Origin of the sequence: Bradyrhizobium sp. URHA0013 (genome assembly GCF_000518345.1) — a bacterium.
Lineage (GTDB): Bacteria > Pseudomonadota > Alphaproteobacteria > Rhizobiales > Xanthobacteraceae > Bradyrhizobium.
Genome location: NZ_KI912427.1, coordinates 832,994 through 857,073, shown reverse-complemented (window position 1 = coordinate 857,073; position 24,080 = coordinate 832,994). Strand labels below are relative to the sequence as shown.

The 24,080-nt window shown below is 65.2% G+C and carries 23 protein-coding genes; 8 read left to right on the top strand and 15 right to left on the bottom strand.

Features of this window, described 5'->3' with window-relative positions; translation table 11 throughout:
- The first annotated feature begins 67 nt into the window (after window positions 1-67).
- Window positions 68-1,030 (top strand): D-2-hydroxyacid dehydrogenase family protein, encoded by a 963-nt coding sequence (locus tag N551_RS0133445; protein ID WP_027570622.1) that lies wholly within the window; start codon window positions 68-70, stop codon window positions 1,028-1,030.
- Between the two features lie 4 nt (window positions 1,031-1,034).
- Here the strand turns inward: N551_RS0133445 and N551_RS0133440 are convergent, their stop codons facing one another.
- Window positions 1,035-2,003 (bottom strand): NAD(P)-dependent oxidoreductase, encoded by a 969-nt coding sequence (locus N551_RS0133440; protein ID WP_027570621.1) that lies wholly within the window; start codon window positions 2,001-2,003, stop codon window positions 1,035-1,037.
- A gap of 182 nt (window positions 2,004-2,185) precedes the next feature.
- On the bottom strand, window positions 2,186-3,373 hold the full coding sequence (locus N551_RS0133435; RefSeq protein WP_035963499.1) for a L,D-transpeptidase: 1,188 nt from the start codon (window positions 3,371-3,373) through the stop codon (window positions 2,186-2,188).
- Window positions 3,374-3,694: 321 nt separating this feature from the next.
- Between N551_RS0133435 and N551_RS0133425 the strand changes: the two genes are divergently transcribed.
- Complete coding sequence (locus N551_RS0133425) at window positions 3,695-4,543, top strand: hypothetical protein (RefSeq protein ID WP_027570619.1); 849 nt, start codon at window positions 3,695-3,697, stop codon at window positions 4,541-4,543.
- A 2-nt stretch (window positions 4,544-4,545) separates the two neighbouring features.
- Here the strand turns inward: N551_RS0133425 and sseA are convergent, their stop codons facing one another.
- The 3 genes from sseA to N551_RS0133410 form a co-directional block, all read right to left on the bottom strand.
- Complete coding sequence (sseA, locus tag N551_RS0133420) at window positions 4,546-5,397, bottom strand: 3-mercaptopyruvate sulfurtransferase (protein WP_027570618.1); 852 nt, start codon at window positions 5,395-5,397, stop codon at window positions 4,546-4,548.
- A 218-nt stretch (window positions 5,398-5,615) separates the two neighbouring features.
- Entirely contained in the window at window positions 5,616-6,029 is a 414-nt protein-coding gene (locus tag N551_RS0133415; protein WP_018454122.1) for a rhodanese-like domain-containing protein, read from the bottom strand.
- Window positions 6,030-6,074: 45 nt separating this feature from the next.
- Window positions 6,075-7,250 carry a VWA domain-containing protein gene (locus N551_RS0133410; RefSeq protein ID WP_018454121.1) on the bottom strand — a complete coding sequence of 392 codons (1,176 nt, stop codon included), beginning with the start codon at window positions 7,248-7,250 and terminating at the stop codon, window positions 6,075-6,077.
- Between the two features lie 123 nt (window positions 7,251-7,373).
- Here N551_RS0133410 and N551_RS0133405 point away from each other — a divergent pair, with 123 nt between their 5' ends.
- Both N551_RS0133405 and N551_RS0133400 read left to right on the top strand, forming a co-directional pair.
- Window positions 7,374-7,619 carry a GlsB/YeaQ/YmgE family stress response membrane protein gene (locus tag N551_RS0133405; RefSeq protein WP_027570617.1) on the top strand — a complete coding sequence of 82 codons (246 nt, stop codon included), beginning with the start codon at window positions 7,374-7,376 and terminating at the stop codon, window positions 7,617-7,619.
- 105 nt (window positions 7,620-7,724) lie between these two features.
- A complete protein-coding gene (locus N551_RS0133400; protein WP_027570616.1) occupies window positions 7,725-8,567 on the top strand; it encodes a MoxR family ATPase in 843 nt (280 codons plus the stop codon).
- A 439-nt stretch (window positions 8,568-9,006) separates the two neighbouring features.
- On the opposite strand, the gene N551_RS0133395 is transcribed toward N551_RS0133400, so the two are convergent.
- The 4 genes from N551_RS0133395 to N551_RS0133380 form a co-directional block, all read right to left on the bottom strand.
- Window positions 9,007-10,653 carry a GMC family oxidoreductase gene (locus tag N551_RS0133395; protein WP_027570615.1) on the bottom strand — a complete coding sequence of 549 codons (1,647 nt, stop codon included), beginning with the start codon at window positions 10,651-10,653 and terminating at the stop codon, window positions 9,007-9,009.
- 16 nt (window positions 10,654-10,669) lie between these two features.
- Window positions 10,670-11,263 (bottom strand): GNAT family N-acetyltransferase, encoded by a 594-nt coding sequence (locus N551_RS0133390; RefSeq protein WP_027570614.1) that lies wholly within the window; start codon window positions 11,261-11,263, stop codon window positions 10,670-10,672.
- A 117-nt stretch (window positions 11,264-11,380) separates the two neighbouring features.
- Window positions 11,381-12,307, bottom strand: a complete 927-nt coding sequence (locus N551_RS0133385; RefSeq protein WP_027570613.1) for an SMP-30/gluconolactonase/LRE family protein — start codon at window positions 12,305-12,307, stop codon at window positions 11,381-11,383.
- A 133-nt stretch (window positions 12,308-12,440) separates the two neighbouring features.
- On the bottom strand, window positions 12,441-13,274 hold the full coding sequence (locus N551_RS0133380) for an AraC family transcriptional regulator (RefSeq protein WP_027570612.1): 834 nt from the start codon (window positions 13,272-13,274) through the stop codon (window positions 12,441-12,443).
- Between the two features lie 177 nt (window positions 13,275-13,451).
- Here N551_RS0133380 and N551_RS0133375 point away from each other — a divergent pair, with 177 nt between their 5' ends.
- Complete coding sequence (locus N551_RS0133375) at window positions 13,452-14,555, top strand: mandelate racemase/muconate lactonizing enzyme family protein (RefSeq protein WP_027570611.1); 1,104 nt, start codon at window positions 13,452-13,454, stop codon at window positions 14,553-14,555.
- Between the two features lie 9 nt (window positions 14,556-14,564).
- Here N551_RS0133375 and N551_RS0133370 read toward each other — a convergent pair whose 3' ends face one another.
- Window positions 14,565-14,921 (bottom strand): hypothetical protein, encoded by a 357-nt coding sequence (locus tag N551_RS0133370; protein ID WP_027570610.1) that lies wholly within the window; start codon window positions 14,919-14,921, stop codon window positions 14,565-14,567.
- Between the two features lie 180 nt (window positions 14,922-15,101).
- Here N551_RS0133370 and N551_RS0133365 point away from each other — a divergent pair, with 180 nt between their 5' ends.
- Window positions 15,102-15,326, top strand: coding sequence for a hypothetical protein (locus tag N551_RS0133365; RefSeq protein ID WP_027570609.1), 225 nt, complete (start codon window positions 15,102-15,104; stop codon window positions 15,324-15,326).
- Window positions 15,327-15,603: 277 nt separating this feature from the next.
- Here the strand turns inward: N551_RS0133365 and N551_RS0133360 are convergent, their stop codons facing one another.
- Complete coding sequence (locus tag N551_RS0133360) at window positions 15,604-16,260, bottom strand: glutathione S-transferase family protein (protein WP_018454112.1); 657 nt, start codon at window positions 16,258-16,260, stop codon at window positions 15,604-15,606.
- Window positions 16,261-16,432: 172 nt separating this feature from the next.
- On the opposite strand from N551_RS0133360, the gene N551_RS0133355 reads away from it, so the two are divergent.
- Both N551_RS0133355 and N551_RS0133350 read left to right on the top strand, forming a co-directional pair.
- Entirely contained in the window at window positions 16,433-17,656 is a 1,224-nt protein-coding gene (locus N551_RS0133355; protein ID WP_027570608.1) for a polyhydroxyalkanoate depolymerase, read from the top strand.
- 114 nt (window positions 17,657-17,770) lie between these two features.
- Window positions 17,771-18,697 (top strand): catalase family peroxidase, encoded by a 927-nt coding sequence (locus N551_RS0133350; protein WP_027570607.1) that lies wholly within the window; start codon window positions 17,771-17,773, stop codon window positions 18,695-18,697.
- Here N551_RS0133350 and N551_RS0133345 read toward each other — a convergent pair whose 3' ends face one another.
- The 4 genes from N551_RS0133345 to N551_RS0133330 all read right to left on the bottom strand — a co-directional run bounded on the left by N551_RS0133345 (window position 18,698) and on the right by N551_RS0133330 (window position 24,060).
- Window positions 18,698-19,624: an AraC family transcriptional regulator gene (locus tag N551_RS0133345; protein ID WP_027570606.1), complete on the bottom strand. Its 927-nt coding sequence runs from the start codon at window positions 19,622-19,624 to the stop codon at window positions 18,698-18,700.
- A gap of 290 nt (window positions 19,625-19,914) precedes the next feature.
- Complete coding sequence (locus N551_RS0133340) at window positions 19,915-21,783, bottom strand: ABC transporter ATP-binding protein (protein ID WP_027570605.1); 1,869 nt, start codon at window positions 21,781-21,783, stop codon at window positions 19,915-19,917.
- A 9-nt stretch (window positions 21,784-21,792) separates the two neighbouring features.
- On the bottom strand, window positions 21,793-22,719 hold the full coding sequence (locus N551_RS0133335) for a glyoxylate/hydroxypyruvate reductase A (RefSeq protein WP_027570604.1): 927 nt from the start codon (window positions 22,717-22,719) through the stop codon (window positions 21,793-21,795).
- Between the two features lie 12 nt (window positions 22,720-22,731).
- Window positions 22,732-24,060 carry an FAD-binding oxidoreductase gene (locus N551_RS0133330; RefSeq protein ID WP_027570603.1) on the bottom strand — a complete coding sequence of 443 codons (1,329 nt, stop codon included), beginning with the start codon at window positions 24,058-24,060 and terminating at the stop codon, window positions 22,732-22,734.
- Window positions 24,061-24,080 lie beyond the last annotated feature (20 nt).

The window sequence follows — 24,080 nt, the reverse complement described above, 5'->3', positions numbered from 1 at the left end:
GCTTGCGCACGGTCCTGATTGCGCGCAACCATGGCCTGGTTCCACCTCTCGCCATGGAAGAACGCTGATGACGCGGCTGCGCTGTGCAATTCTGGACGACTATTTCAACCTCGCCCTCGACGTCGCCGATTGGCAAAGCCTGTCTGACCGGATCGACGTCACCGTGTTCAGCCACCCCTTCGCCTCCGAGCAGGCCGCGGCGAGCGCGCTGGCCGATTTCGAGATCGTCTGTGCGATGCGCGAGCGCACCGCATTCCCGAAGAGCCTGCTCGAAAGCCTGCCGAAGCTGAAGCTGCTGCTGACATCAGGCATGCGCAACGCCTCGATCGACATGGAGGCCGCCAAGGCGCGCGGCATCACGATCGGCGGCACGCAATATTCGCGCGATCCGACTGCGCCCCTCACCATGGGCTTGATCCTGGAACTGACCCGCGGCATCGGCCGCGAGAACGCACGCATGCATGCGGGCGAGCCTTGGCAGGCCTTTGCCGGCGTCGAGATCGAGGGATTGACGCTCGGCGTCGTCGGGCTCGGCAAGCTCGGCAGCAAGATGGCTGATATCGCGAAGGCGTTCGGCATGAACGTGATCGCCTGGAGCCCGAACCTGACCCCGGAGAAGTGCAAGGACGCCGGCGTCGGCTACGCCACCAAGGAGGAGCTGTTCTCCAAGGCCGATATCGTCAGCATCCATGTGGTGTTGAGCGAGCGCTCGCGCGGGCTGGTCGGGGCTGCCGATCTCGCGCGGATGAAACCGACGGCCTTCCTCGTCAACACCGCGCGCGGGCCGATCGTGGACGAGCAGGCGCTGCTCGAGGCGTTGCAGCAGAAGAGGATTGCAGGCGCCGGCATCGACGTGTTCTCGGTCGAGCCACTGCCGACGGACCATCCCTTCCGCAAGCTCGACAATCTCGTGCTGACGCCGCATCTCGGCTATGCCACCGAGGACGGCTTGCGCATCCATTACGGCCAGATGGTCGAGGCGATCGACGCCTTCACCAAGGGCGGCGGGCTGCCGCGGAAGCTGGCCTGAAGCGTCAGGCCGCCGTGCGGTGGCTGGCGGGCTGCCGCGCTGCGTCGGCAAAGCCGTGGCGCCAGGAGGCATGCGCCGGCAGCCAGCCGAGCTCGCGCTTGGCCTTGGCGTTGGATGCTCCGCGCACCTCCGTCATCATCGCAACCATGTGCTCGCCCGCAAGCAGGCGGCCGAGCCGGGCGGGGATGTGACGCGGCGGCTTGGCACCAAGGAGTTCGGCCAGCGCGGGCAACCAATCCTTCACCGGCGCCGGATGATCGTCGACGATATTGTAGATGCTGCCGGCGCGTCCGCATTCAAGCGCGGCGAGCGTGGCAGAGGCGGCATCTTCGGTGTGAATGAACGACCACGTGCCGCCGCCATCGCCGATCACCGGCACACGCCGGTGGCGCAGCTGGTCGATCATCGCCGGCGAGAGCGTGCCCGTGCCGGGTCCATAGAAGAATCCATAGCGCAGCACGATGCCCTGCGGCGTCGTCGAAGCGGTGACGCTTCGCTCCAGATACCGGATTGCCTCAAGCGTGCGTCGCAGCTCTCGCGGCGGATTCGAGTCCAGCTCATCGGTCTCGGTCTTCACCGTTCCCCCGGCGCGACTGAAGGTCCAGCCGCAGAAGCTTTGCGCGATGAAGCGCCTGCCGCCGGCCTCGCGTGCGGCATTCAGCAGAATGTCGGTTCCGCGGGTGCGGAGCTCGTTGGTTCGCGCGAAAGCCCGATCGAAATGCCGGAGGTCCGTGGCGGCCGCGAGATCTGTCATCTGGTGGATGACGGCGTCGGGCTTTGCCGCAATCACCGCAGCGCGCATGCTGTCGGCATCGAGGCCGTCGGCGACGATCGGCTCCGCACCCAATCGCCGCACAAGATCTGTTTTTGCCGCACTCCGTGTCGTGCCGATCACCGAATGACCCGCGGCGACCAGCGCCGGAACAAGATACTGGCCGACCGCGCCGGTCGCGCCCGCAACAAAGATGCGCATCCTGTGCTCCTCAATTCGTTGCAATCCTCCCGGACGTAATCGAGGTGCGGAGCCGTTCAAGCAAGGCATGCGCATACGCAAGCGAGACATGCTCGCATGCGCCAAATGATGACGGCGCGTGACCGAAGGCCACGCGCCGTCATCAGATCAATTCTTGCTAGATCAATTCTTGCGAGGCCAGTTCAGCGCACGGTGACGGGCGCGGGCAGCGGCGGCACCACTGTCGGCTGGGTGCCTCCGACCGGGCCGGCCTGTGCGGCCATCGGAGCGGGGCCGGCAGCACCGGGCACGGGCGCGGCGGATGCGGTCGCAGTTCCCGGCGGCGGACCACCCGGCATCACGACCACGCGGGTGCCGACCTTGACGCGATCGAACAGGTCGGAGACGTCCTCGTTCAGCATGCCGATGCAGCCGGAGGACACGAACTTGCCGATGGTCGAGGGCTGGTTGGTGCCGTGGATGCGGTAGACGGTCGAGCCGAGATACATCGCGCGGGCGCCGAGCGGATTGCCGGGACCGCCGGCCATGAAGCGCGGCAGATAGGGCTGGCGCTCGATCATTTCCGTCGGCGGATGCCAATCCGGCCACTCGGCCTTGCGAGTGATCTTCTGCACGCCGGTCCAGGTGAAGCCGTCGCGGCCGACGCGGACGCCGTAGCGGATCGCACGGCCGTTGCCGAGCACGTAATAAAGGTAGGTATTCGGGGTATCGACGATGAGCGTTCCGGCCGGCTCCTTGGTCGCCAGCGAGACTTCCTGGCGGCGCAGGTTCTGCGGCAGCTGCGCCGGGGCAGCGTCAGGCTGCTCCTCGGGCGGGAGCGAGGCGATCGCCATCGGCCGGCCGTCGGCACCCACGGGCGGCTGCCCGGCCTGGACCGTTCCGGTCGCGCTGGGACCACCGACAGCCTCGGGCGGACGCAGGCCGTCACTGCCGGGCGCCTGAGCCGGACGATCGGCGTAGATCACCGCGGGCGGGCCGGCAGGGCGGCCGTAGCGCGGATCGTCGGGTGATGTCACGGGCCCCTGCGGCGGCGCGGCCGAGTAGACGGGGGCGCCGGCGGGACGGCCATAACGGGGATCATCGGGCGACATCACCGGCCCCTGTGGCGGCGCGGCGGAATACACCGGGGGAGCGCCGGGCGGACGGCCGTAGCGCGGATCCGGGCCGGGCGGCGGCAGCGCTGCCTGCGGCATCGAATCGTCTTCATCGTCCAGCGCGTCGAAACTCGGCGCGCGGTCGCCGGGCCGATATTCGGCCGGCGCGCCATAGCTCGGCGCCTGCTGGACCGGATAGCTCTGGGCCTGCGCGAGCGAGGTTCCCGCCGCAGCGACTGTTGCGGCAGCGCATATCGTCAGAAAAAGTTTGATCATCATCGCTCTTGTATAGTCCCCGGGCCCCGTCCGGACCGTTAACGGCCAGATGACGGAAGATAGCGGCACATTCAAGACATGACAGGCGGATTTGTGCCTGATTTGCCGATTTGTGATCCGCAAGACTACCGTTGCCTGCTTGCATCAGGGGACGAAAATCAGCCCACGCCCGAGATCGCAGGAGTCGCCGGCTCCGTTTTTTACGGAACGGCGCGGAATCGTTGCGGTATGTTCGAATCAGCCTGATTCGCCTCCGCTTTGAGCTTCGATCCCCGCGTGGCGAACGCGGCAAGCAGTACCGTCACCGCGTTCAGATGGCTCATGGGCCCTGGCCACTTCGCCGCCGGGGCGGAAATTCGCAATCCCTCGATGCTTCCCGGCTTTCGCTTCCTGTTTGCCGCGATCCTGCTGTCAGCCTCCATCCTGGTGTTCGGCCTGGGCGCCGCCGCGCTGCTGCGGGCGAGTCACGAGCAGTATGTCAGCAACCCCTCCTGGCGGAATGGTCCGCAGGAGCAGGTGTTTGCACAGGCTCCCGAGCCGGCCCTGCCGGTGCTCGCGGTCCTGCGCGCCGAGCCGGAAGCAGCCACCGATCCGACACCGTCGCTGCGCGATCAAGTCCCGACCATCGCGCTGCCGATGAGCGAGCCCGAACAGGTCGTCGCGCTGACAACCGAGACCGACGGTCAGCCGCAGGTCGCTGCACCTCCGGCCGACGTTCCGTCCGAACCGGCCAATGTCGAGGCCGAGGCCAAGGCCGAGACGACGACGGACGCCGCGGCGCCGGCCTCAAGCAACACGCTGACTCCGGCCGACGCCAGCGCATCCATCGCCGAGACCAAGCCCGTTTCGATCGCGCTCACTAGCAAACCAACACTTGCCGCCCCCAGCGGAGCCTCGGCTTCGTCCACGTTCGACATGGCGAGCGCGAAGTTCGCCGCATTGAACGACCCGGCGACCACGGCCTGGAAGGATCCGCCGGCGAAGGCCAAGGCCGACTCTAAGGCCGACAGCGGTTCGCCGGAGAGCAAGGCGACCAAGCCGCGGGCGCATCGGGTGAAGAAGCGCCGCCACATTGTCCGGCGTCCGCCGCCGCCTGTTCAGCAACTCGATCCGTTTGGGCAGCCGCAACCCACACTCGCCGCGACGACGACCGCGCGCGCACGTCAGTAGGGTTACGCTGGCCCCGTCGCGATCGGCGGTCCCTTTTCCTGCCCCCATTCCGACCACGAGCCGTCATAGAGCGCGGTGTCGGTGATGCCGAGGCGATAGAGCGCGAGCGTCAGCACGCCGGCAGAGACCCCGGAGCCGCAGCTCGTCACAATCGGGGCATCGAGCTTGACGCCGGCGCCCGTGAAGGCGGCGCGGAGATCATCGAGCGGCTTCATCGTGCCGGTCGCGGCGTCGAACAGAAGATTGTAGGGCACGTTGCGCGCGCCCGGGATATGGCCGGAGCGAATGCCCGCGCGCGGCTCCGGCGCCCGTCCCTCGAACCGGTCGGCGGCGCGCGCGTCGATCACCTGCTCGGCACGGCTTTCGACGTTGGCGATCAATTGCTGCATGCTGCGCACGCGCTTGGAATCGTAGCTCGCCTTGAATGTCGCTGGCTTCGGCTTCGCCTCGCCGCTCTCGACCGGACGCCCCTCGGCGCGCCACTTCTTCAGGCCGCCATTGAGGATGCGCACATCGCCGTGGCCGAAAGCCAGGAACATCCACCACGCGCGGGGAGCAGCGACCCAGCCGCCGGCATCGTAGATCACGACGGTGTCGGCATTGGAGATGCCGAGATGACCGACGTCGTGGCCGAACTGCTCGGCGCTCGGATACATGTGCGGCAGCGGGTTGGAATGGTCCGAGACCGCGTCGACGTCGAAGAACACCGCGCCTGGCAGATGCGCGGCGAGGTAATCATCCTTCGGCAATGGCAGCACGCCGGGCAGCTTAAAGCTGGCGTCGAGCACCTTGACGTTGGCATCGTTGATGTGGGCGGCGAGCCATTCGGTGGAGACGAGGGGATCGGTGGTCATGCGAGGTCTTTCTTGTCATTCCGGGCCAGCGCAACGTGAGCGAGGTTGAAGCAGTGTGCATCCAACTCCGCTGTCATCGCCCGGCCAGTGCGCAATTGCGCACTAGGGGGATCCAGTATTCCAGAGGCGATTGTGATTGGGCCGAGAGGCCGCGGCGTACTGGATTCCCCGCTTTCGTGGGGAATGACGCCGGAGATTGGAGCGGCAGCGCAGCACCCTCACCCCTTCTTCTTCGGCTCCCACTGTTGGGTTGGCCCGCCGGCGTCGCGCCAGGCGGCGTAGCCGCCGGCGATGTGGGCGACGGGTTTGAGGCCCATGTCCTGCGCGGTCTTGGCGGCGAGCGCGGAGCGCAAGCCGCCGGCGCAATGGAACACGAACTTCTTGTCCTCCTGGAACACCGGCTTCGCATAAGGGCTCTGCGGATCGATCCAGAACTCGAGCATGCCGCGGGTGCAGGCGAACGCGCCGGGGATGCGGCCGTCGCGCTCGATCTCGCGGGGATCGCGGATATCGACGATGACGACGTCGCCGTTCTTGGAGATCTCGATGGCGTCCTTGGCGGTGAGCGTCTCGATCTCGGCATTGGCCTCGTCGATCAGCGCCTTGATGCCGCGGGTGATGGTCTGGGGCACGTGGTCCTCCCTCTTGTTGTCATTCCGGGGCGCGCGGAGCGCGAGCTAGTGCGTCAATTCCTTCATCGCACCCTCAAGCCCCTCGATCGTGATCGGGTACATGCGGTTGGCGAAGATGCGTTTGATGATGGTGGTGGATTCCGAATAGTCCCAGTGCTTCTGCTGCACGGGATTGAGCCACACCGAATGCGGATAGGTGCGGATGATGCGGTCGAGCCAGACCGAGCCGGGCTCCTCGTTGACGTGCTCGACCGAGCCGCCGGGCACCATGATCTCGTAGGGCGACATCGATGCGTCGCCGACGAACACGATCTTGTAGTCGTGCGGGTATTTATGCAGCACGTCCCAGGTCGGCGTGCGGTCGGTGAAGCGACGCTTGTTCTGCTTCCACACGCCTTCATAGAGGCAGTTGTGGAAGTAGAAATACTCCATGTGCTTGAACTCGCTCTTCGCCGCCGAGAACAGCTCCTCGACCTGCTCGATATGCGCGTCCATCGAGCCGCCGATGTCGAAGAACACCAGCAGCTTCACCGCGTTGCGGCGCTCGGGCCGCATGTGCACGTCGAGATAGCCGTGATTGGCGGTCTCGCGGATGGTGGTGTCGAGATCGAGTTCGTCAGGCGCGCCGGTTCGTGCGAATTTGCGCAGGCGGCGCAATGCCACCTTGATGTTGCGGATGCCGAGCTCGACATTGCCGTCGAGATCCTTGAACTCGCGCTTGTCCCACACTTTCACGGCGCGGTTGTTGCGGTTCTTGTCCTGGCCGATGCGGATGCCTTCGGGATTGTAGCCATGGGCGCCGAACGGCGAGGTGCCGGCGGTGCCGATCCACTTCGATCCGCCCTGGTGCCGGCCCTTCTGCTCCTCGAGGCGCTTCTTCAGGGTCTCCATGAGCTTGTCCCAGCCCATGGCCTCGATCTGCTTCTTCTCTTCGTCGGTCAGGTATTTCTCGGCGAGCTTCTTCAGCCACTCCTCGGGGATCTCGGCCCCCTCCATGGCGTCGAGCAGGCTTTCCAGCCCCTTGAAGACGGTGCCGAAGACGCGGTCGAACTTGTCGAGGTTGCGCTCGTCCTTCACCAGCGAGGTGCGCGAGAGATAGTAGAAATTCTCGACCGAGTAGTCCGCGAGGTCAGCGTCGAGCGCCTCCATCAGCGTGAGGTATTCGCGCAGCGTCACGGGGACCTGCGCATCGCGCAGAGAAGTGAAGAATTGCAGGAACATGGGTGACAGATTGCCCGTCGGGGGGCGAACGTCAAGGGGCGGAGGCCACTGCTCTGCGCTGGACCGGGAGGCTTTTTTCTCTAGAATTGGCTGTCTCACGGGGTTGTTTTGGGGACGTTTGCAATGGGAATTCTCGCAGCGCTCATCATTGGCGCGATCGCAGGCTGGCTTGCCGGCAAGATTGTCCATGGGGCGGGATTTGGGCTGATCGGCAACATCGTCGTCGGCATCATCGGTGCGCTTGTGGCCAGCTGGATTCTGCCTCAGCTGCATATCCAGCTCGCAACGGGCACGGTCGGGGGCATCGTGGATGCCACGATCGGCGCGGTGATTGTGCTCGTCATCCTTTCGCTGATAAAACGGGTCTGAAAGCCTGACCGAACCAGGAACGGCCGCCACGCGCGGCCGTTCCGTTTGTTGGACCAGGGCCATGAAACTGGCAATTCCTGGGACGACGACCAACAAGGACGCACGATGAAATTTACCGGCACCAAGGACTATGTTGCGACCGACGATCTCAAGGTCGCGGTCAATGCCTCGATCGTGCTGGAGCGCCCGCTGCTCATCAAGGGCGAGCCCGGCACCGGCAAGACGGTGCTGGCGGAGGAGGTGGCGAAGGCGCTGAACGCCCCGCTCCTGACCTGGCACATCAAGTCCACTACCAAGGCGCAGCAGGGCCTCTACGAATACGACGCGGTGTCGCGCCTGCGCGACAGCCAGCTCGGCGATGCCCGCGTGTCCGAAATCAAGAACTACATCAAGCGCGGCAAGCTGTGGGATGCCTTCACCGCCGAGCAGCGCCCGGTCCTCCTGATCGACGAGATCGACAAGGCCGACATCGAATTCCCGAACGATTTGCTGCTCGAGCTCGACCGCATGGAATTCCATGTCTACGAGACCGGTGAGACGATCAAGGCCAAGCAGCGCCCGATCATGATGATCACCTCCAACAACGAGAAGGAGCTGCCGGACGCGTTCTTGCGCCGCTGCTTCTTCCACTACATCAAGTTCCCCGATGCCGACACCATGACCCGGATCGTCGACGTCCACTTCCCCGGCATCAAGAAGCGGCTGGTCGAGGAAGCCCTGCGCATCTTCTTCGAGGTCCGCGAAGTGCCAGGCCTGAAGAAGAAGCCGTCGACCTCGGAGCTGCTCGACTGGCTCAAGCTGCTGCTCAACGAAGACATGAGCGTCGAGCAGTTGCGCGAGCGCGACCCGCGCAAGCTGATCCCGCCGCTGCACGGCGCGCTGCTCAAGAACGAGCAGGACGTGCATCTGTTCGAGCGACTGGCGTTCCTGAGCCGACGGGAAGTGTAGGTTCGAGCGCACTCCGCTGCCGCCCCACCTTCCGGTGTCATTCCCCGCGAAGGCGGGGAATCCAGTACGCCGCGGCTTCTCGACTCAATCATAACCGCCTCTGGAATACTGGATCGCCCGGTCAAGCCGGGCGATGACACCGAGAGTGTGGCGCACTCTCTCCACCTCGTCATTGCGAGCGCAGCGAAGCAATCAGAATCCCTCCGCGGTGACAGGCTGGATTGGATTGCTTCGCTGCGCTCGCAATGACGGAGCAAGACAACGCGCTCTCGTGTCCCGGACGCGCTGCAGCGTGAAGCGCTGCTGCGCAGAGCCGGGACCTAGGAGGCGGACCAAGGTCGCGTGAGATGAGCCTTCGGCTCTGCAGCGCACCGCGGCACCGAATGACGCTTCGCATCGCCGGGGAAGCGGTGCGCTGCGTCCGGGGCACGAGACCTTGCTACGCCACCGCCGCATCCGGCACGCGCGCGGCTTCCATCGGCTGCTTGCCGCGGATCAGGTCCGAGGCGCGGTCGGCGATCATCATGGTTGAGGCATTGAGGTTCGCCGAGATCATGCGTGGCATCACGGAGGCGTCGATGACGCGGAGACCTTGCAACCCGTGAACGCGGAGCTGGTCGTCGACCACCGCCCAGGTGGAGTCCGCCGGGCCCATGCGGCAGGTGCAGCCGGGGTGAAAGGTGGTGGTGCCGCGTTCGGTGGCGGCGGCCAAGAACTCGTCGTCGGTGTTGATGTTCGGGCCCGGGAAATCCTCGTAGGCGTAGTAAGGCGACAGCGGCGCACTCTTCAAAAGCCGGCGCGCCAGCTTCATGCCGCCGACGATGACGCGGCGGTCGAGCTCGGCGTCGAGATAGTTGGTCTGGATGATCGGCGGCGCAAACGGATCTGACGAGCGGATCCGGACATAGCCGCGGCTCTCCGGACGCTGCTGCCAGGACGCGACGGTCATGCCGGGCTCGTCCTCGAGCTGGCCCTGCACGCCTTCCTTGTAGGACGCCGGCGTGAAGGTGAGCTGCAAGTCGGAGCTGTCGGCGCTCTCGCCGGAATGCCAGAAGCAATAGACCATGGTCGGCGACAGCGACAGCAGGCCTTTGCGCGCGGTGGCCCATTTCATCGCCTCGACCCAGAGACGCCAGCCGCGGCGAAGCTCGTTGATGGTCCTGATGTCTTTGACGCGCGCGACCGTTCGCGGCGCGTAATGGTCCTGCAGGCCTTCGCCGACCGGAAGCGCGTGACGCACGGCGATGCCGTGGGCGCTCAACAAATCTGGCGAGCCGATGCCGGAGAGCTGCAAGAGTTGCGGCGAATTATAAGTGCCGCCGGAGAGGATCACTTCCTTGTTGGCGCGCACTTCCACCGGCGTTCCGCCAGAGCCGCCCTTCATGTAGCGCACGCCGACGGCGCGCTTGCCCTCGAAGATGATCTCGGTGGCGTGCGCGTGGGTGTGGACATGCACGTTCGGACGCTTCATCGCGGGCTTGAGAAACGCGGTCGCGCCGGAGACGCGCAAGCCCCTATCGATCGTGCGCTGGCAGTAGGAGACGCCTTCCTGCGTCTTGCCGTTGTAGTCGGGGTTGCGGGGGATGCCGAGCGAGACCGCGCCTTCCATGAAGGCTTCGCAAAGCGGATCGCGCCAGTTCATGGTGGTGACGGTGAGATTGCCGTCGCGGCCGCGATAAACATCCTCGCCCTCGCCGACCCGTTTCTCCAGCCGCCGGAAGTAAGGCAGCACGTCGGCATAGCCCCAGCCGCGATTGCCCATCTGCGCCCAGGTGTCGAAATCCATGCGCTGGCCGCGATTGTAGATATGGCCATTGATCGAGGACGAGCCGCCGAGCGTCTTGCCGCGCGGCGCGTAGATGCTGCGCCCGCCGGTCCAGGGCCCGACCTCCTGCTGGTAGGCCCAGTTGATGCTCTTCATGTGGAAGGTCTTGATGAAGCCGGCCGGCAGATGGATGTAGGGATGCCAGTCGCTCGGGCCCGCCTCGAGTACGCAGACGCTGGTAGCAGGGTCTTCGCTCAGCCGGCTGGTGAGCACGCAACCGGCGGAGCCCGCGCCGACGATCACATAATCAAATCTGTCCATGGTGCCTCGGCCGCCTCTAGCGCGGCTTGTCATTGAGTTGATAATTCAAATGCATTCGCACGGTCGGCCATTCGGCCGCGGTGATGCTGTAGACCACAGTGTCGCGGAGCGTGCCGTTGGGCGCGACCTGATGGCTGCGCAGGATGCCGTCCTGCTTGGCGCCCAGGCGCTCGATGGCGCGGCGGCTCTGGTGATTGAAGAAGTGGGTGCGGAATTCCACCGCGATGCAGTCCAGGGTTTCGAAGGCGTGGGTGAGCAGCAGCAGCTTGCACTGCGTGTTGAGCGGGCCGCGCTGCGCGCTCTTGCCATACCAGGTCGAGCCGATCTCGACGCGGCGGTTGGCGGCATCGATGTTCATGTAGGTCGTCATGCCCACGATCTTGCCGCTGCCATCGAACACGGTGAAGGGGAGCATCGAGCCCGCGGCCTGAAGACCGAGCCGGCGCTCGATTTCCTTGCCCATGTTGTCCGGCGTCGGAATCGCGGTGTACCAGATGGTGGAGAGCTCGCCGTCCTTCACGGCCTCGATCAGCCCCTCGCGGTGCTGATGCGACAACGGCTCCAGACCGGCATGCTGTCCGCGCAGGGTAATGGGATCAGGCCAGGGCATTTGAAACTCTCTCTTTAGTCATTGCGAGGAGCGAAGCGACGAAGCAATCTAGACTGTCACCGCGGACGCATTCCTGGATTGCTTCGCTTCGCTCGCAATGACGGTCACTAGCACCGTTTACTTGTTTAGGAAATTGAGCGGCAAACCGCCACGCGGCCAGTCCATCGCGATCAGTTCGCCCTTGCCTGAGAGCGTGATGTAGGCGGTCTTCAGCTCGGGACCGCCGAAGGCGATGTTGGTGGTGACGCGGTCGCCGGTCGGGATCTGCTCGACCAGCGTACCATCAGGCGCTATCACCGAGATGCAACCGGAGACGAGGGTGGCGACGCAGACATTGCCGTTCGCTTCGACCGCCAGGGAGTCGAACATCTGGTAGCCGCCGAGGCCGCAGATTGGTTTGCCGCGCTCGCCGCGATAGATCACGTCGCGCGGCTTCAGCGTGCCGGGCGCGGAGAGCTCGTAGGCCCAGAGCCGGCCCGTCGGCGTCTCCGCGATATAGACGGTGTTCTCGTCCGGCGACAGGCCGATGCCGTTGGCCGGCAATACGCCATGAACGACCTCGACGATCTCCTTCATGCCGGGCTTGAGATAATACATGCCGCCGACGTCCATCTCGCGCGCGCGGCGCTTGCCGAGATCGGAGAACCAGAGGCCGCCCTGCTTGTCGAACACCAGATCGTTCGGCCCGCGCAGATCGTGCTCGCCGCATTTCGTCACGACGGTCTCGATCTTGCCGGATTGGAGATCGACGCGCTGGATCGAGCCGCCGAGATAATCGTCGGGCTGCGGACCCGGCATGATCATGTTGCGGGTCGGGATCCAGGAGAAGCCGCCATTGTTGCAGATGTAGATCTTGCCGTCGGGGCCGAGGGCTGCGCCGTTCGGGCCGCCCGGAATCTTCGCGACGATCTCCTTGCGCCCGTCGGGATGGATTCGGGTCAGGCGCTGGCCGCGGATTTCCACCAGCACCACCGAGCCGTCCGGCATCACGACCGGCCCTTCGGGAAATTCGAGGTCGGTGGCGAGAACGCGGACGTTGGACATGTGGGACCCTCCCGGCTGCTTGTTATGACTTGCACGGGATGTCCGGCACGGCCCCACACGCAAGATTGCCTGCGGTTATGACAAAGTCGCCGGGGCTTGCCAAGCAAGCGGGATGGTATGCCAGCGTTGCGCGCTAATCGCGCACGGGTATCCAAATCTCCAGGCCGCCATTGCCGGTGGCGGGATCGAATTTCTCGTCGTAGCGTTCGAAGTTCGGCGCATCCGCAGCCTTCAGGCCGGAGGCCGGCAGCCACTGATTCCAGATCGCGTTGACGGTGCGTCTGATCGAGGCGACGTGGTCGGCGTGGGTGAACACCGCATAGCGCTGCTCGGGGATACGGATACGGCCGAAGCGGCGCGGCAGTTCGGAGAAATCGCCGAGCTCGACGCCGGCGATGTAGTCGAAATTGCCGGCATCGTCGCCGTTGCAGCAGACGCCATAGGCGACCGGTCCAACGCGCGCGGGAATGTCGCCGACCTCTCGGTGGAAGCGCTGCCACAGCCCAGGAATGGCCGCGCCGTTGTCGCAGGAGATGCGCTCGTTGATGCCTGCGACGAGGAAGGCCTTTGTGGTTTCGAAGCGCGGGGTGGCGAGTTTGTCGGAGATGGTCGAGTCCATGAGGATCGGCTCCTGAAGCTTGAGATGGCCGGTGCATTGCGCGGCCCGCACCGCTTCCGGCGTGGTGCCAAACTGGTCGCGGAACGCGCGGGTGAATGCTTCGTGCGAGCCGTAATCGGCCTCCAGCGCCAGCGACAGGATGTCCGGCGCGCCGTTCGCAAGACTGCGCGCCGCTTCGCTCAGCCGCCGCGCGCGCACGTACCGCATCACCGGCAGGCCGGTCGCGGCAGCAAACGCGCGCACGATGTGGAACCGCGACACGCCGGATATCGCCGCGATCTCATCGAGCGTCATCGGCTCGGCCAGATGGCTCTCGACATACCAGAGCGCGCGCTGGGCTGGGTTCATGGCGTTTCTCGTTCGAAGCGCGACCATGATGCACGGAAGTCCGCGGGCTTCGCTTGATCGGTGTTGCGGTCCCGCAAGAGGATAACGCCGGACCAGCCACTGGCAACGTCCGGGCGTTCATGGCTACACTCGGGACGTCCTGGCAACCGCTCACAAGAAAGCAGGAGGAACCGCGTCATGAAGATCACCGATGTGCGGGCGCACCATATCCGCATCCCCTATGACGCCGGCGTCGCGAGCTTCCGTCAGGGCGCCTCCGCCATCACCGCCCTCGACATGGTGATGGTCGAGGTCACCACCGACGCCGGGTTGACCGGCTGGGGCGATGCCTTCGCCTATGTCTGCCCCCGCACCACGCGCAGTGCCGTCGAGGAAATGATCGCACCGCAGGCGCGTGGGCTGGAGGTTCCCGATGCCGCCGGCATCCCCGCGGTGATGGAGCAGATCCAGCGCAATCTGCATCTGTTCGGCCGTTACGGCATCACCATGTTTGCGATCTCCGGGCTCGACATCGCGCTGTGGGACCTTGCCGCCAAGATCAAGGGCGTGCCGCTGCACCGCCTGCTCGGCGACGCCAGGCGCCCGGCCATTCCGGCCTATGCGAGCCTGTTGCGGATCGGCTCGCCCGACAACATCGCCGCCGAATGCAAGAAGGCGCTGGCGCTCGGCTACGGCGCCATCAAGCTGCACGAGACCACGGCGCCGGCGGTGTTTGCCGCGCGCGCGGCGATCGGGCCCGGCATTCCGCTGATGGTCGACATGAACTGCCCGCTGTCGGGCGAAGAGGCGATCGCGTTCGCCAGGACATGCCGGGACGCGCAGCCGATGTTCCTGGAGGAGCCGGTCTGGCCGCCGGAGGATTTTGCGGCGCTCGCTGAGGTTCGCAGCAAAGGCGGACTCGGCGTCGCCGCCGGCGAGAACGCCTGCACGGAATATCAATTTCGCCAGCTGATGGATGCGGGCGCGGTCAGCCACGCCCAGCCGTCGGTGACCAAGGTCGGCGGCATCACGGAATTTCTGAAGGTTGCGGCGCTCGCGGATCGGCTCGGCGTCAAGATCGTTCCGCACTCCCCGTATTTCGGCCCCGGCCTGCTGGCGACCTTGCATCTGCTGGCGGGGCGCGACGACGGCTTCGTCGAGATGTTTTACCTGAAGCGCGAGGCCTGCCTGTGGGGCGGCCGCGCCGATGTCGATGCCACCGGCCATGTCGCGGTGCCGACCGGACCTGGGCTCGGTTATGAGCCCGACCGCAGCGTGATGGAGCGATATCGCGTCGCCTGAGCGCGGCGCCTATTTCGCCGCATCCTTCGGCGGCGGCGCATCCTGTTTCTTCTTCACATCCTCAGCGGTCTTCGCCTGCGCGGCCTGGAGATCGCCGAGCATCTTCTGCAAGCCGGCCACGGTCGTCTTCAACGCATCGATCTGACGACCCGCGGCGTCCAGCTTCTGCTGGTGATCGAGGTTCAGCTTGGTGATCGTCTTCTGGAGGAAGTCGACGTTGCTCTGGAGGCAGCTGGTGCGGCGCTCCATGGTCTTCTCGACGGTGCAGATCTCGATGCCGGGCACGTCCTGCGCGCGGCCCGGCGCAATCGCCAGCGTGGCGAGCAGTAACATCGCGAAACAGACGCCGGCGCTTCGAAGCAGCATGCAGGTTCCTCGTCAAATCAATCACGGCAATGTGCGCTTTTTGCACGCAGCCTGTCGAGGCTACCACACTCGCACCGCATTCTCGCGTTGAGCTTGCGCTGTTCCCTCGGACGGGGAGCGATGATCTGCACGCGGAGGAAATGGGCGCTCCTTCCGCGGCTTTGTTTAGGGGAGTTTTTGATGGCAACGCGCGACAGACGACTGGCGGAATTCGACGGCGCCGGAGAACCGCCGCCTGGCCTTGCAGTCGAAGTGCTGTGCGAGGACCACAGCGGGACTTATCAGCTGCCGTTCGCCTGCCGCTATGTCGAGGGACGCTGGCAGAACCACGCGGCCGGCGTCGCAGTCGAAGCAACCGTCATCGGCTGGCGCGTCCCGCGCATGAAGCATTCGGGCGTGGCCTGAGCCCTGATTTCTGTCTCAAAATGCAACGGGGCCGCGTCCCGGCTTAACCTTCGGAACGCGGCCCGAACGAATCACGTCCGAATCAGCCGTAAGCCCCCGTACGCGCCTGTTCACGGCTACATGTCGGAGCCAGCCAGCGCGCGCACACAATATCTGCGCAGCGCCTGAGCGGGCCCGGCCCACCACGGGCGTCAAACGTTAACACCTTCAATGACATGACTGCGGGGGTGACGGTTGGATGCTCGCTCCCAAAACAGGCAGATAGCACCCGGCCTGCCTAATATTCGACCTCGAGCTCCTCGATCTCGGCCGGCTCATCCCGTGCCGCCGCGATCCATTCCTTCATCTCCGGCATGGCCATGATGGTATCGGCATAGGCCTGCAGTTGCGGCTCGAGCTTGACGTTGTAGGTCACGAAGCGCGTCACCACCGGGGCGTACATCGCATCAGCCATGGTGCGGGTCTCGCCGAACAGGAAGGGCCCGCCCGATTTGTCCAGGCAGTCGCGCCAGATCGCCCAGACGCGATCGATGTCGGCCTGCGCGCGCGACCAGATCTTGAAGCCGGGGAAGTGCCCCTTCAGGTTGACCGGCAGCGAGGCGCGCAAGGTGGTGAAGCCTGAATGGATTTCGCCACAGATCGAGCGGCAATGCGCGCGCTGAACGCGATCCGCGGGCAACAGCCCGGCATCCGGCATCGCCTCGTTGAGATATTCGGCGATCGCCAGCGTATCCCAGACGATCGCGCCGTCGTGCCGCAGGCACGGTACCAGGATCGAAGACGACAACAGCAGGATTTCGGCGCGCGCCGACGCGTCGTCCGGTGCGGTGACGATCTCCTCGAAATCGAGCCCGGAAAATTTCGTCAGCAGCCAGCCACGCAGCGACCAGGACGAATAGTTCTTGCTGCTGATGGTCAGTGTCGCCTTCGCCATGTGGCCTTCCCTCACGCCTGTGACTCGCACCCTGCCCGGACTCTGCGGGAGTGCGCACCGCCTGTGCTTCCCGCGAAAAGAGCAGCAAGCGACGTGCCAATCTTGAGAGCGGCCCATCCCGGGTTTGGCTTCGATATTGCATAACAGCACGGGGACAGGTGGGCGTTTCAGTATGATGTCGATGTATTATCAGGCCTTTCAGAACCATATGGACCTGACGGCGCCGTGGCGGTCGGGGGCCTCCTCCGCAGTCAAATTCCTCAATCTGGTGCCTCAGGGCTTGTCGGATCAGGTCGTCGGCCGGCTGTCGGCCGCGCTGGAGCTGATCTCCCGCTCCACCCTCACCTACCACCGCCCCGCCTACGGCATCGACAGCGTCATGGTCGGCAATCGCGAGGTCGCCGTGACCGAGGAGATCGCTTACGCGACCCCGTTCGGCTCGCTGCTGCGTTTCAAGAAGGAGGGCGTGGGCGAGCAGCCGCGCATGCTGCTGGTGGCGCCGATGTCCGGCCATTTCGCGACGCTGCTGCGCGGCACCGTGAAGACGCTGCTGCAGGATCACGATGTCTACATCACCGACTGGCACAATCCGCGCGACATTCCCCGGAGCGAGGGCCGCTTCGGGCTCGACGACTACACAGAGCATCTCATCGACTTCCTCGGCCAATTGGGCCCGCGCCCGCATATGGTCGCGATCTGCCAGCCCTCGGTCTCGGCGCTCGCGGCCGCCGCAATCATGTGCGAGGGCAACCATCCTTCGCGGCCGGCGACGTTGACGCTGATGGCCGGGCCGATCGACACGCGCATCCTGCCGACCAGGGTCAACGAATTCGCCAAGAGCAGGCCCATCGACTGGTTCGAGCAGAACCTGATCAACTACGTGCCGATGCAGTGCCGCGGTGCCTTGCGGAAAGTCTATCCCGGCTTCGTGCAGCTCACCGCCTTCGTCTCGATGAATCTCGAGCGCCACATCAAGCAGCATATCGATCTCGCCGATCACATCGCCAAGGGCGAGAAGGAGAAGGCCGCCAGCATCAAGACCTTCTACGACGAATATTTCGCCGTGATGGACCTGCCGGCGGATTTCTACATCGAGACCGTTCGCGACGTTTTCCAGGAGCACCTTCTGCCCCAGGGCAAGCTGATGCATCGGGGACGTCCGGTGGACACCAAGGCCGTCAGCCGCATGGGGCTGATGACGGTCGAGGGCGAGAAGGACGACATCTGCTCGATCGGCCAGACGCTGGCCGCGCAAGACCTCTGCACCGGCGTGCGCGCCTACCGCCGCGTGCACCACATGCAGGCCGGCGTCGGCCATTACGGCGTTTTCTCGGGCAAGCGCTGGAACAACGAGATTTACCCGCTGCTGCGGGATTTCGTGCACGTGAACTCCTGAAGCTCCGCCAAATTTCTTCAGCAGGATCGGACAAGGCAGCGCGGCTTTGGGAAAGACGCCGACGCTGCACCAAACCTAAAACACGGACATGCCGCTCCCGCCGGAGGCCAAGCCATGTCCGAATTGCCACCACCTGCCGCCACCCCGGCCGCGATCGTCGACGCGCTCAAAGCGGTCTCAGGCAATCCGCCAAAGGTGCGCGCGAGCTTCGCCAAGGGGCGATGCGTGCGCGGGACCTATGCCCCGTCCGACCGCGCCGCAGAGATCACGCGATCGCTGAGCTTCACCAAGCCCTCGCGCGTGCTGGCGCGCTTCTCCGTTGGCGGCGGCAATCCCGGGGTGACCGACACCAACAACCTCGTGCTGCGCGGCTTCAGCTTCAGGCTTGGCGACGACGCCCATCGCTCCGACATCCTGACGGAAACCGCTCCGGTGCATTTTGCACGGACGCTCGACCAGATGCTCGCCTTCCTGGAGGCGCGAATTCCGGGCGCGGACGGCGAGCCTGACATCGAGAAGGTCCGGGCTTTTTCCGCGGCCAATCCTGAAACGCTGAACCAGGCGAAGTACATCGCGGCGCGCCGGCTGCCCGGCAGTTTTTCCGGCACGACCTATTGGGGCGTGCACGCCTTTCCCGCGACGAACGCGAAGGGCGAGACCCGCTTTATCAAGTTCAAGGTCGCGCCTGTCGGCGGCGACGTCGCCTTGAGCGAAGACGAAGCCAGGACAAAGTCGGTCGATTTCCTCCATGACGATCTCGCGCGGAGGATCGCAGCCGGCGATGTCCGCTTCAACGTGATGGCCTTGCTCGACCGCCCCGAGGATCCCACCATGGACGTGACCCTGCGATGGCCGGACGAGGACAACCGTGAACAGGTGCGGCTCGGGACCATCGTCATCACCAGCCTCGAGGCCAATGAGGCCTGCGACGGCTCCATCTTCAATCCGGACAATCTTGCCGACGGCATCGGCCATCCGCCGGACGAGATCTTTGCGGCGCGCCGCACGGCCTACACCTATTCGCTGGAAACGCGGCGCTGACTAGATCTTTTCCCGTCCGCCATCCGTTTCGCGGCGCCACGCGCCCGGACTGACGCCGACCATGGACGAGAACACCCGGGTGAAATGGCTCTGATTGGCAAATCCGGCCGAGATGGCAATCTCGGACAACGGCAGGTCGCGGACTGTCATCAGTTGCTTGGCCGCCTTGACGCGTTGCTGGAGCAGCCATTGATGCGGCGGCAGGCCCGTGGAGATCCGGAATGCGCGTGAGAAGTGGCTGACTGACAGGCCAAGCTCGGTCGCGATCAGCTGTAGCGCGATCTTGCCCGAGAGGTCGGAATCGAGCCGGTCACACGCACGCTTCACCTGCCATGGCGCGAGACCGCCGCGGGTTGGTTCTGCGGCTGGCTTCAGCCCGCCATAGGTCTGGGCGACATGGGCGGTGAGCGCGAGCATCATGTGATCGACGAAAAGCTGGTTGGTCTCGTCGGGCCGACACAGTCCTTGCCGCAACGAGGCACCGACATGTCGAACGACCTCGTCGTCATGACCGACACCGGGCTCGTAGCTGAGTTCGCCAACGCGCGGTCCGCCCGGTTGCCTGGCAATGCCGTTGAGCGCCGAGCGCGGCAAATAGAAGAAGAGCGAGTGAAATGGCTTGTCGATCACATAGCGCGGGTCGCGCTTGAGGTCGTACAGATAGGTCGCACCTGCGCGAACATCCGCCTTGGTGACACAGCGGCCCTCCTCCCAGCATTCGCAATCCGGATAGTCGCGGAGTTTCAGGCTGAGGAGATAGGCATCTTCCGCAGCCAGCGAGCCTGAAATATCCGGTGTCGGATCGTCGTTGCGGACTTCGGTGACCGCGAGCTCGGCGCTGTGCAGCGAACGCGTGATCAGAACCGGTGCTTGCTTCGAGCGAAGGCCCTGCCCGAGCCTCTGCCCGTAGACGCCTGCTTGGGTCATTTTAGTAAATCCATCCGTAAAGGCACGTCTTCGCCAGCCTTCCCGAGATCCGCGCATTATCGGAGATCGCCGGCCGACGGTCCAGCTGCAGCGCATAGCACGAAGCTGGCGCGGTCGGCCCTCGCACCAGATTGCGCCGCGATGATTTCATTGTGATTTCAGCGTGATGTCACAGGCCCGGCGTCGCGAAGGACAACACCGTTGACCTGCCCGACAGATTGCTGCGCGATTCTATCGTGCATTTTGGAAATGATGGATAGACAGAGCCTTGCGCTCACAGTCTGCGCACGTCAGTTGGACCATTCCTCGCCCCAGGCCTGGACGACATGGCCCGGCGACACCTCGCGATATTGCCGAACAGGCGGCTGGTAGTCGGGCGCGCGCACCGGGCTTCTGATCTCGTCGTTCGCTACCTCGCGCCTGGTGCCGCGGCGCGCTGGATCGGGCACCGGCACGGCCGCCATCAGCTTCTTCGTATAGGGATGCTGCGGATTGCCGAACAGGGCCGCGCGCGGACCGGTCTCGACGATCTCGCCGAGATACATCACCGCGACGCGATGGCTCATGCGCTCGACTACCGCGATATCGTGGGAAATGAAGAGGTAGGCAAGTCCCATGCTGGCCTGAAGGTCCAGCAACAGATTGACGACCTGCGCCTTGACCGAAACGTCGAGCGCCGAGACCGCTTCGTCCGCGACGATCAGCTTCGGTCCGAGCGCGAGCGCGCGGGCAATGCAGATGCGCTGGCGCTGGCCACCGGAGAATTCGTGCGGAAAGCGCGCGGCCATGTCAGCGGTGAGACCAACGCGAACTAGCAGGTCGGCGACCTTCTCCCGTGCCTGCGACGCCGTGGCGAGCCCGTTGGCGAGCAATGGGGCCGCAATCGCCGTTCCCACCGACATGCGGGGGTTGAGGCTCGCGAACGGATCCTGGAACACGATCTGCATCTGCTTGCGAAAGTCACGCAAGGTGCGGGCATTCATGGCCAGCACATCCTGCCCGTCGATCAGAACGGTGCCGCTGTCCGGCTCCGTCAGCTTGAGAATGGAGCGGCCCGTCGTCGATTTGCCGCAGCCGGATTCGCCGACCAGCGCCAGCGTCTCCCCGGCGCGCAAGGAGAAGGAGACGTTCTCGACCGCATGGACGCGGCCCGAGACCTTGCCGAACAGGCCTGAGCGAATTGGAAAGCGCGTCGTGAGGTTGGAGACTTCGAGCAGCGGTCGCTCGGCAATCGAAACCGTATCGGGCGTCTCTGCCGGCTCGTCCGAGGTCCCCGTTAGCTTGTCCACGATCGGAAAACGCATCGGCCGCGTCCGCCCCTCCATCGAGCCGAGGCGTGGCACGGCCGCGAGCAGTGCCCTTGTATAGGGATGCGAAGGGGCGGCGAAGATGCGCGAGGTATGGTCGGTCTCCACCGCTTGGCCGCCATACATCACCACGGTGCGGTCCGCGATCTCGGCCACCACGCCCATGTCGTGGGTGATGAAGAGGATCGACATCCCCTCTTCCTGCTGAAGCTCCTTCAGGAGCTCCAGGATCTGGGCCTGAATGGTGACGTCGAGCGCGGTGGTCGGCTCGTCCGCGATCAGCAGCCTCGGCTTGCAGGCCAGCGCCATCGCGATCATCACGCGCTGGCGCATGCCGCCGGAGAAACGATGCGGATGCTCGTGGAAGCGCGATTTCGCCGCAGGTATCCGCACGCGGTCGAGCAGGCGGATGGTCTCGACCTCCGCCGCCGCGCGCGACAGGCCGCGGTGCTGGATCAGTGCTTCCGCAATCTGGAAGCCGATGGTCAGCACCGGATTGAGGCTCGTCATCGGCTCCTGGAAGATCATGGCGATGTCGTTGCCACGAACATCCTTCATGCTCGCTTCGGGCAGCGTCAGCAGCTCGCGACCGGCAAGCCGGACGCTGCCTTCGACTCGGCCGTTCTCCTTCGGAATGAGCCGCATGATCGAGAGCGCGGTGACGCTCTTGCCCGAACCGGACTCGCCGACGATCGCCACGGTTTCCCCCGAGGCAATATCGAACGACACGTCGCGGACGACGGGACTCCATTCCCGCTCACGTAGGAAGGACGTCGTCAGGCCGGAAACCGACAGCACCGGCGACGGCGCGTTGGCAGCGACTTGATCAGCTCCGCTTGCGCCCATGCTCATGCCGGTGTCCTAATAGCCACGACTACGATCGACACGCCCAGGCAGCTCCTCGCCGCGGCGGTGGCGCGCGATCACGTCCAGCACGAAATCGACCGCTGTATCCGGCGTGGTCATGCTGGCATTGTGCGGTGTGACCAGGATGCGCGGGTGGCTCCAGAAAGGATGCCCCGCAGGCAGCGGCTCCGGCTCGGCGACGTCGAGGACGGCACCCGACAACGCGCCGCTGTCGAGCGCCGCGAGAAAGTCGGCTTCGACCAGATGCGGGCCGCGCCCGACGTTGACGAGCGACGCGCCGCGCGGCAGGCGCGCGAACAGATCCGCATTCAGGATGCCCCGGGTCTGATCGGTCAGAGGTAGGAGGCAGACGAGAATGTCGGTCAGCGCAAGAAAATCCGGCAACGTCTCCATGCCCGCGTAACAGGTGACGCCGTCGATCTCGCGGAGTGAGCGGTTCCAGCCGAGAAGCGGAAAGCCGAACGCCGTGAGGCGTTCGAGCACGGCCTGGCCGAGCAGGCCAAGACCCATCACGCCGACGCGACGACGTTTGGCCGGCGTGATCCGGATCTCGCGCCAGACCTGCGCCTTCTGCTGGGCGATGAAGTGCAGGAGATCACGATGCAGGGCGAGCACCGCCATGGCGACGTATTCCACCATAGTCTCGGCGATGCCCGGCTCCAGCATACGCACCAGCGGAATGTGCGGCGGAACTTTTGACGCGTCGAACTGGTCGACGCCCGCACCGACCGAGAAGACCAGCTCGAGATTGGGGAAAGTCGTCGCGATGTCTTCCGGCGGCACCCACGCCACGAGATAGCGCACGTCGGCGGGATCGCCGATGTCGGGCCAGAGCCGGAATGGCACTTCGGGCGCGCGCTCGGCGAAGAAGCCCGCCCACTCCGCGCCGCGAACCATGTTGGCCTTGTAGAGAAGCGTCATGCCGCCAAACCCTCAGAACGGGCTGACCGGCGCGAGCCGGCGGCCGTCGATCAGGCGCCTGTGGCTGTAGGCCGCGGGATCGACCAGCGGCGTCGCGCCCGTCACGATGTCGGCGGCGAGCTTGCCGGCCGCTGGACCGATGCCAAAGCCGTGGCCGGAGAAGCCGGTGGCCAGGAAGAAGCCGGGCATGGCGTCGACCGACGAGATGACCGGAATGGTATCCGGCGTGCAGTCGATCGTCCCGCCCCAGGCTTCCGCGATCTCGATGTCCTTCAATTCAGGGTTCGACTTGATCAGCGAAGCCAGCGCTGCATTGACCAGCGACATGTCAGGCGCGGGATCGCGCACGCGCTCGGTCTCGAATGGCGACGGCTTGTCCAAGCTCCAGCTCGTGCCGCGCATGAGCTGGTCGAAGAAGGATTTGCCAAACGACAGTTTCAACCCGTTCTTGCGATGCAGATAGGTGGGCCAGAAGGTTCGCGCGTAGCGGAACAGGTCGGGTGACAGTTCGACCGTGCCGCGATTGCGCAGCGCCAGCGTAAAGCCGCCGTCGAGGCGGCGGCGGATGCAATAGAAGTCGGTGCCGAGCGCGCCGGAGGTGATCTCCGGCCCCGGCGTGGTCCGGCATGCGGTGGCGTTGACGAGACCGATCGGCAGCTCGATGCCGTGGCGTCGGCAGAACAGCGACGACCAGGCGCCGCCCGACAGCAGCACCGATTGCGTGCGAATGGTACCATTCTCGGTGACGACGGCGCTCACCCGTCCGCCTTGCGTCTCCAACCCACGCGCGGCGCAGCCCTGGTGAATGGTGACGCCGTGTTTTCGCGCGGCGGTCGCAAGCGCGGGCACAGCCATCGACGGCTCGGCGCGCCCGTCGCTCGGCGTGTGCAGGCCGCCGACCCATGTCTCGGAACTGCCGGGCAGACGCTCGGCGACCTCGGCCGGCGTCAGGACGGTCGAGTGCACCTGCATCTCGCGCGCCGTTGCGGCCCATCGCTCCCAACTCGCGAGCTCATCCTTGCTCTTGGTCAGGAACAGCACGCCGGTGCGGCGGAAGCCGGCATCGACGCCGGCATCGTTCTGCATGTCCTCCCACAGGCGCAGCGCCTCGCGGGCCAGCGGGATCTCCTCACGCGCGCGACCCTGCTGGCGGCACCAGCCCCAATTGCGGCTCGACTGCTCGCCGCCGACATGGCCCTTCTCGATCAGGGCGACGGAGAGGCCCTTCTTCGCGAGATGATAGGCCGCGGAAACGCCGATGACGCCGCCGCCGATGACGACGACATCCACCTGCGCCGGCAGGCGTTCGTCACTGTTTATACGGGTGAGCGGCGGGGACATAGGACACTCCAGATATTCAG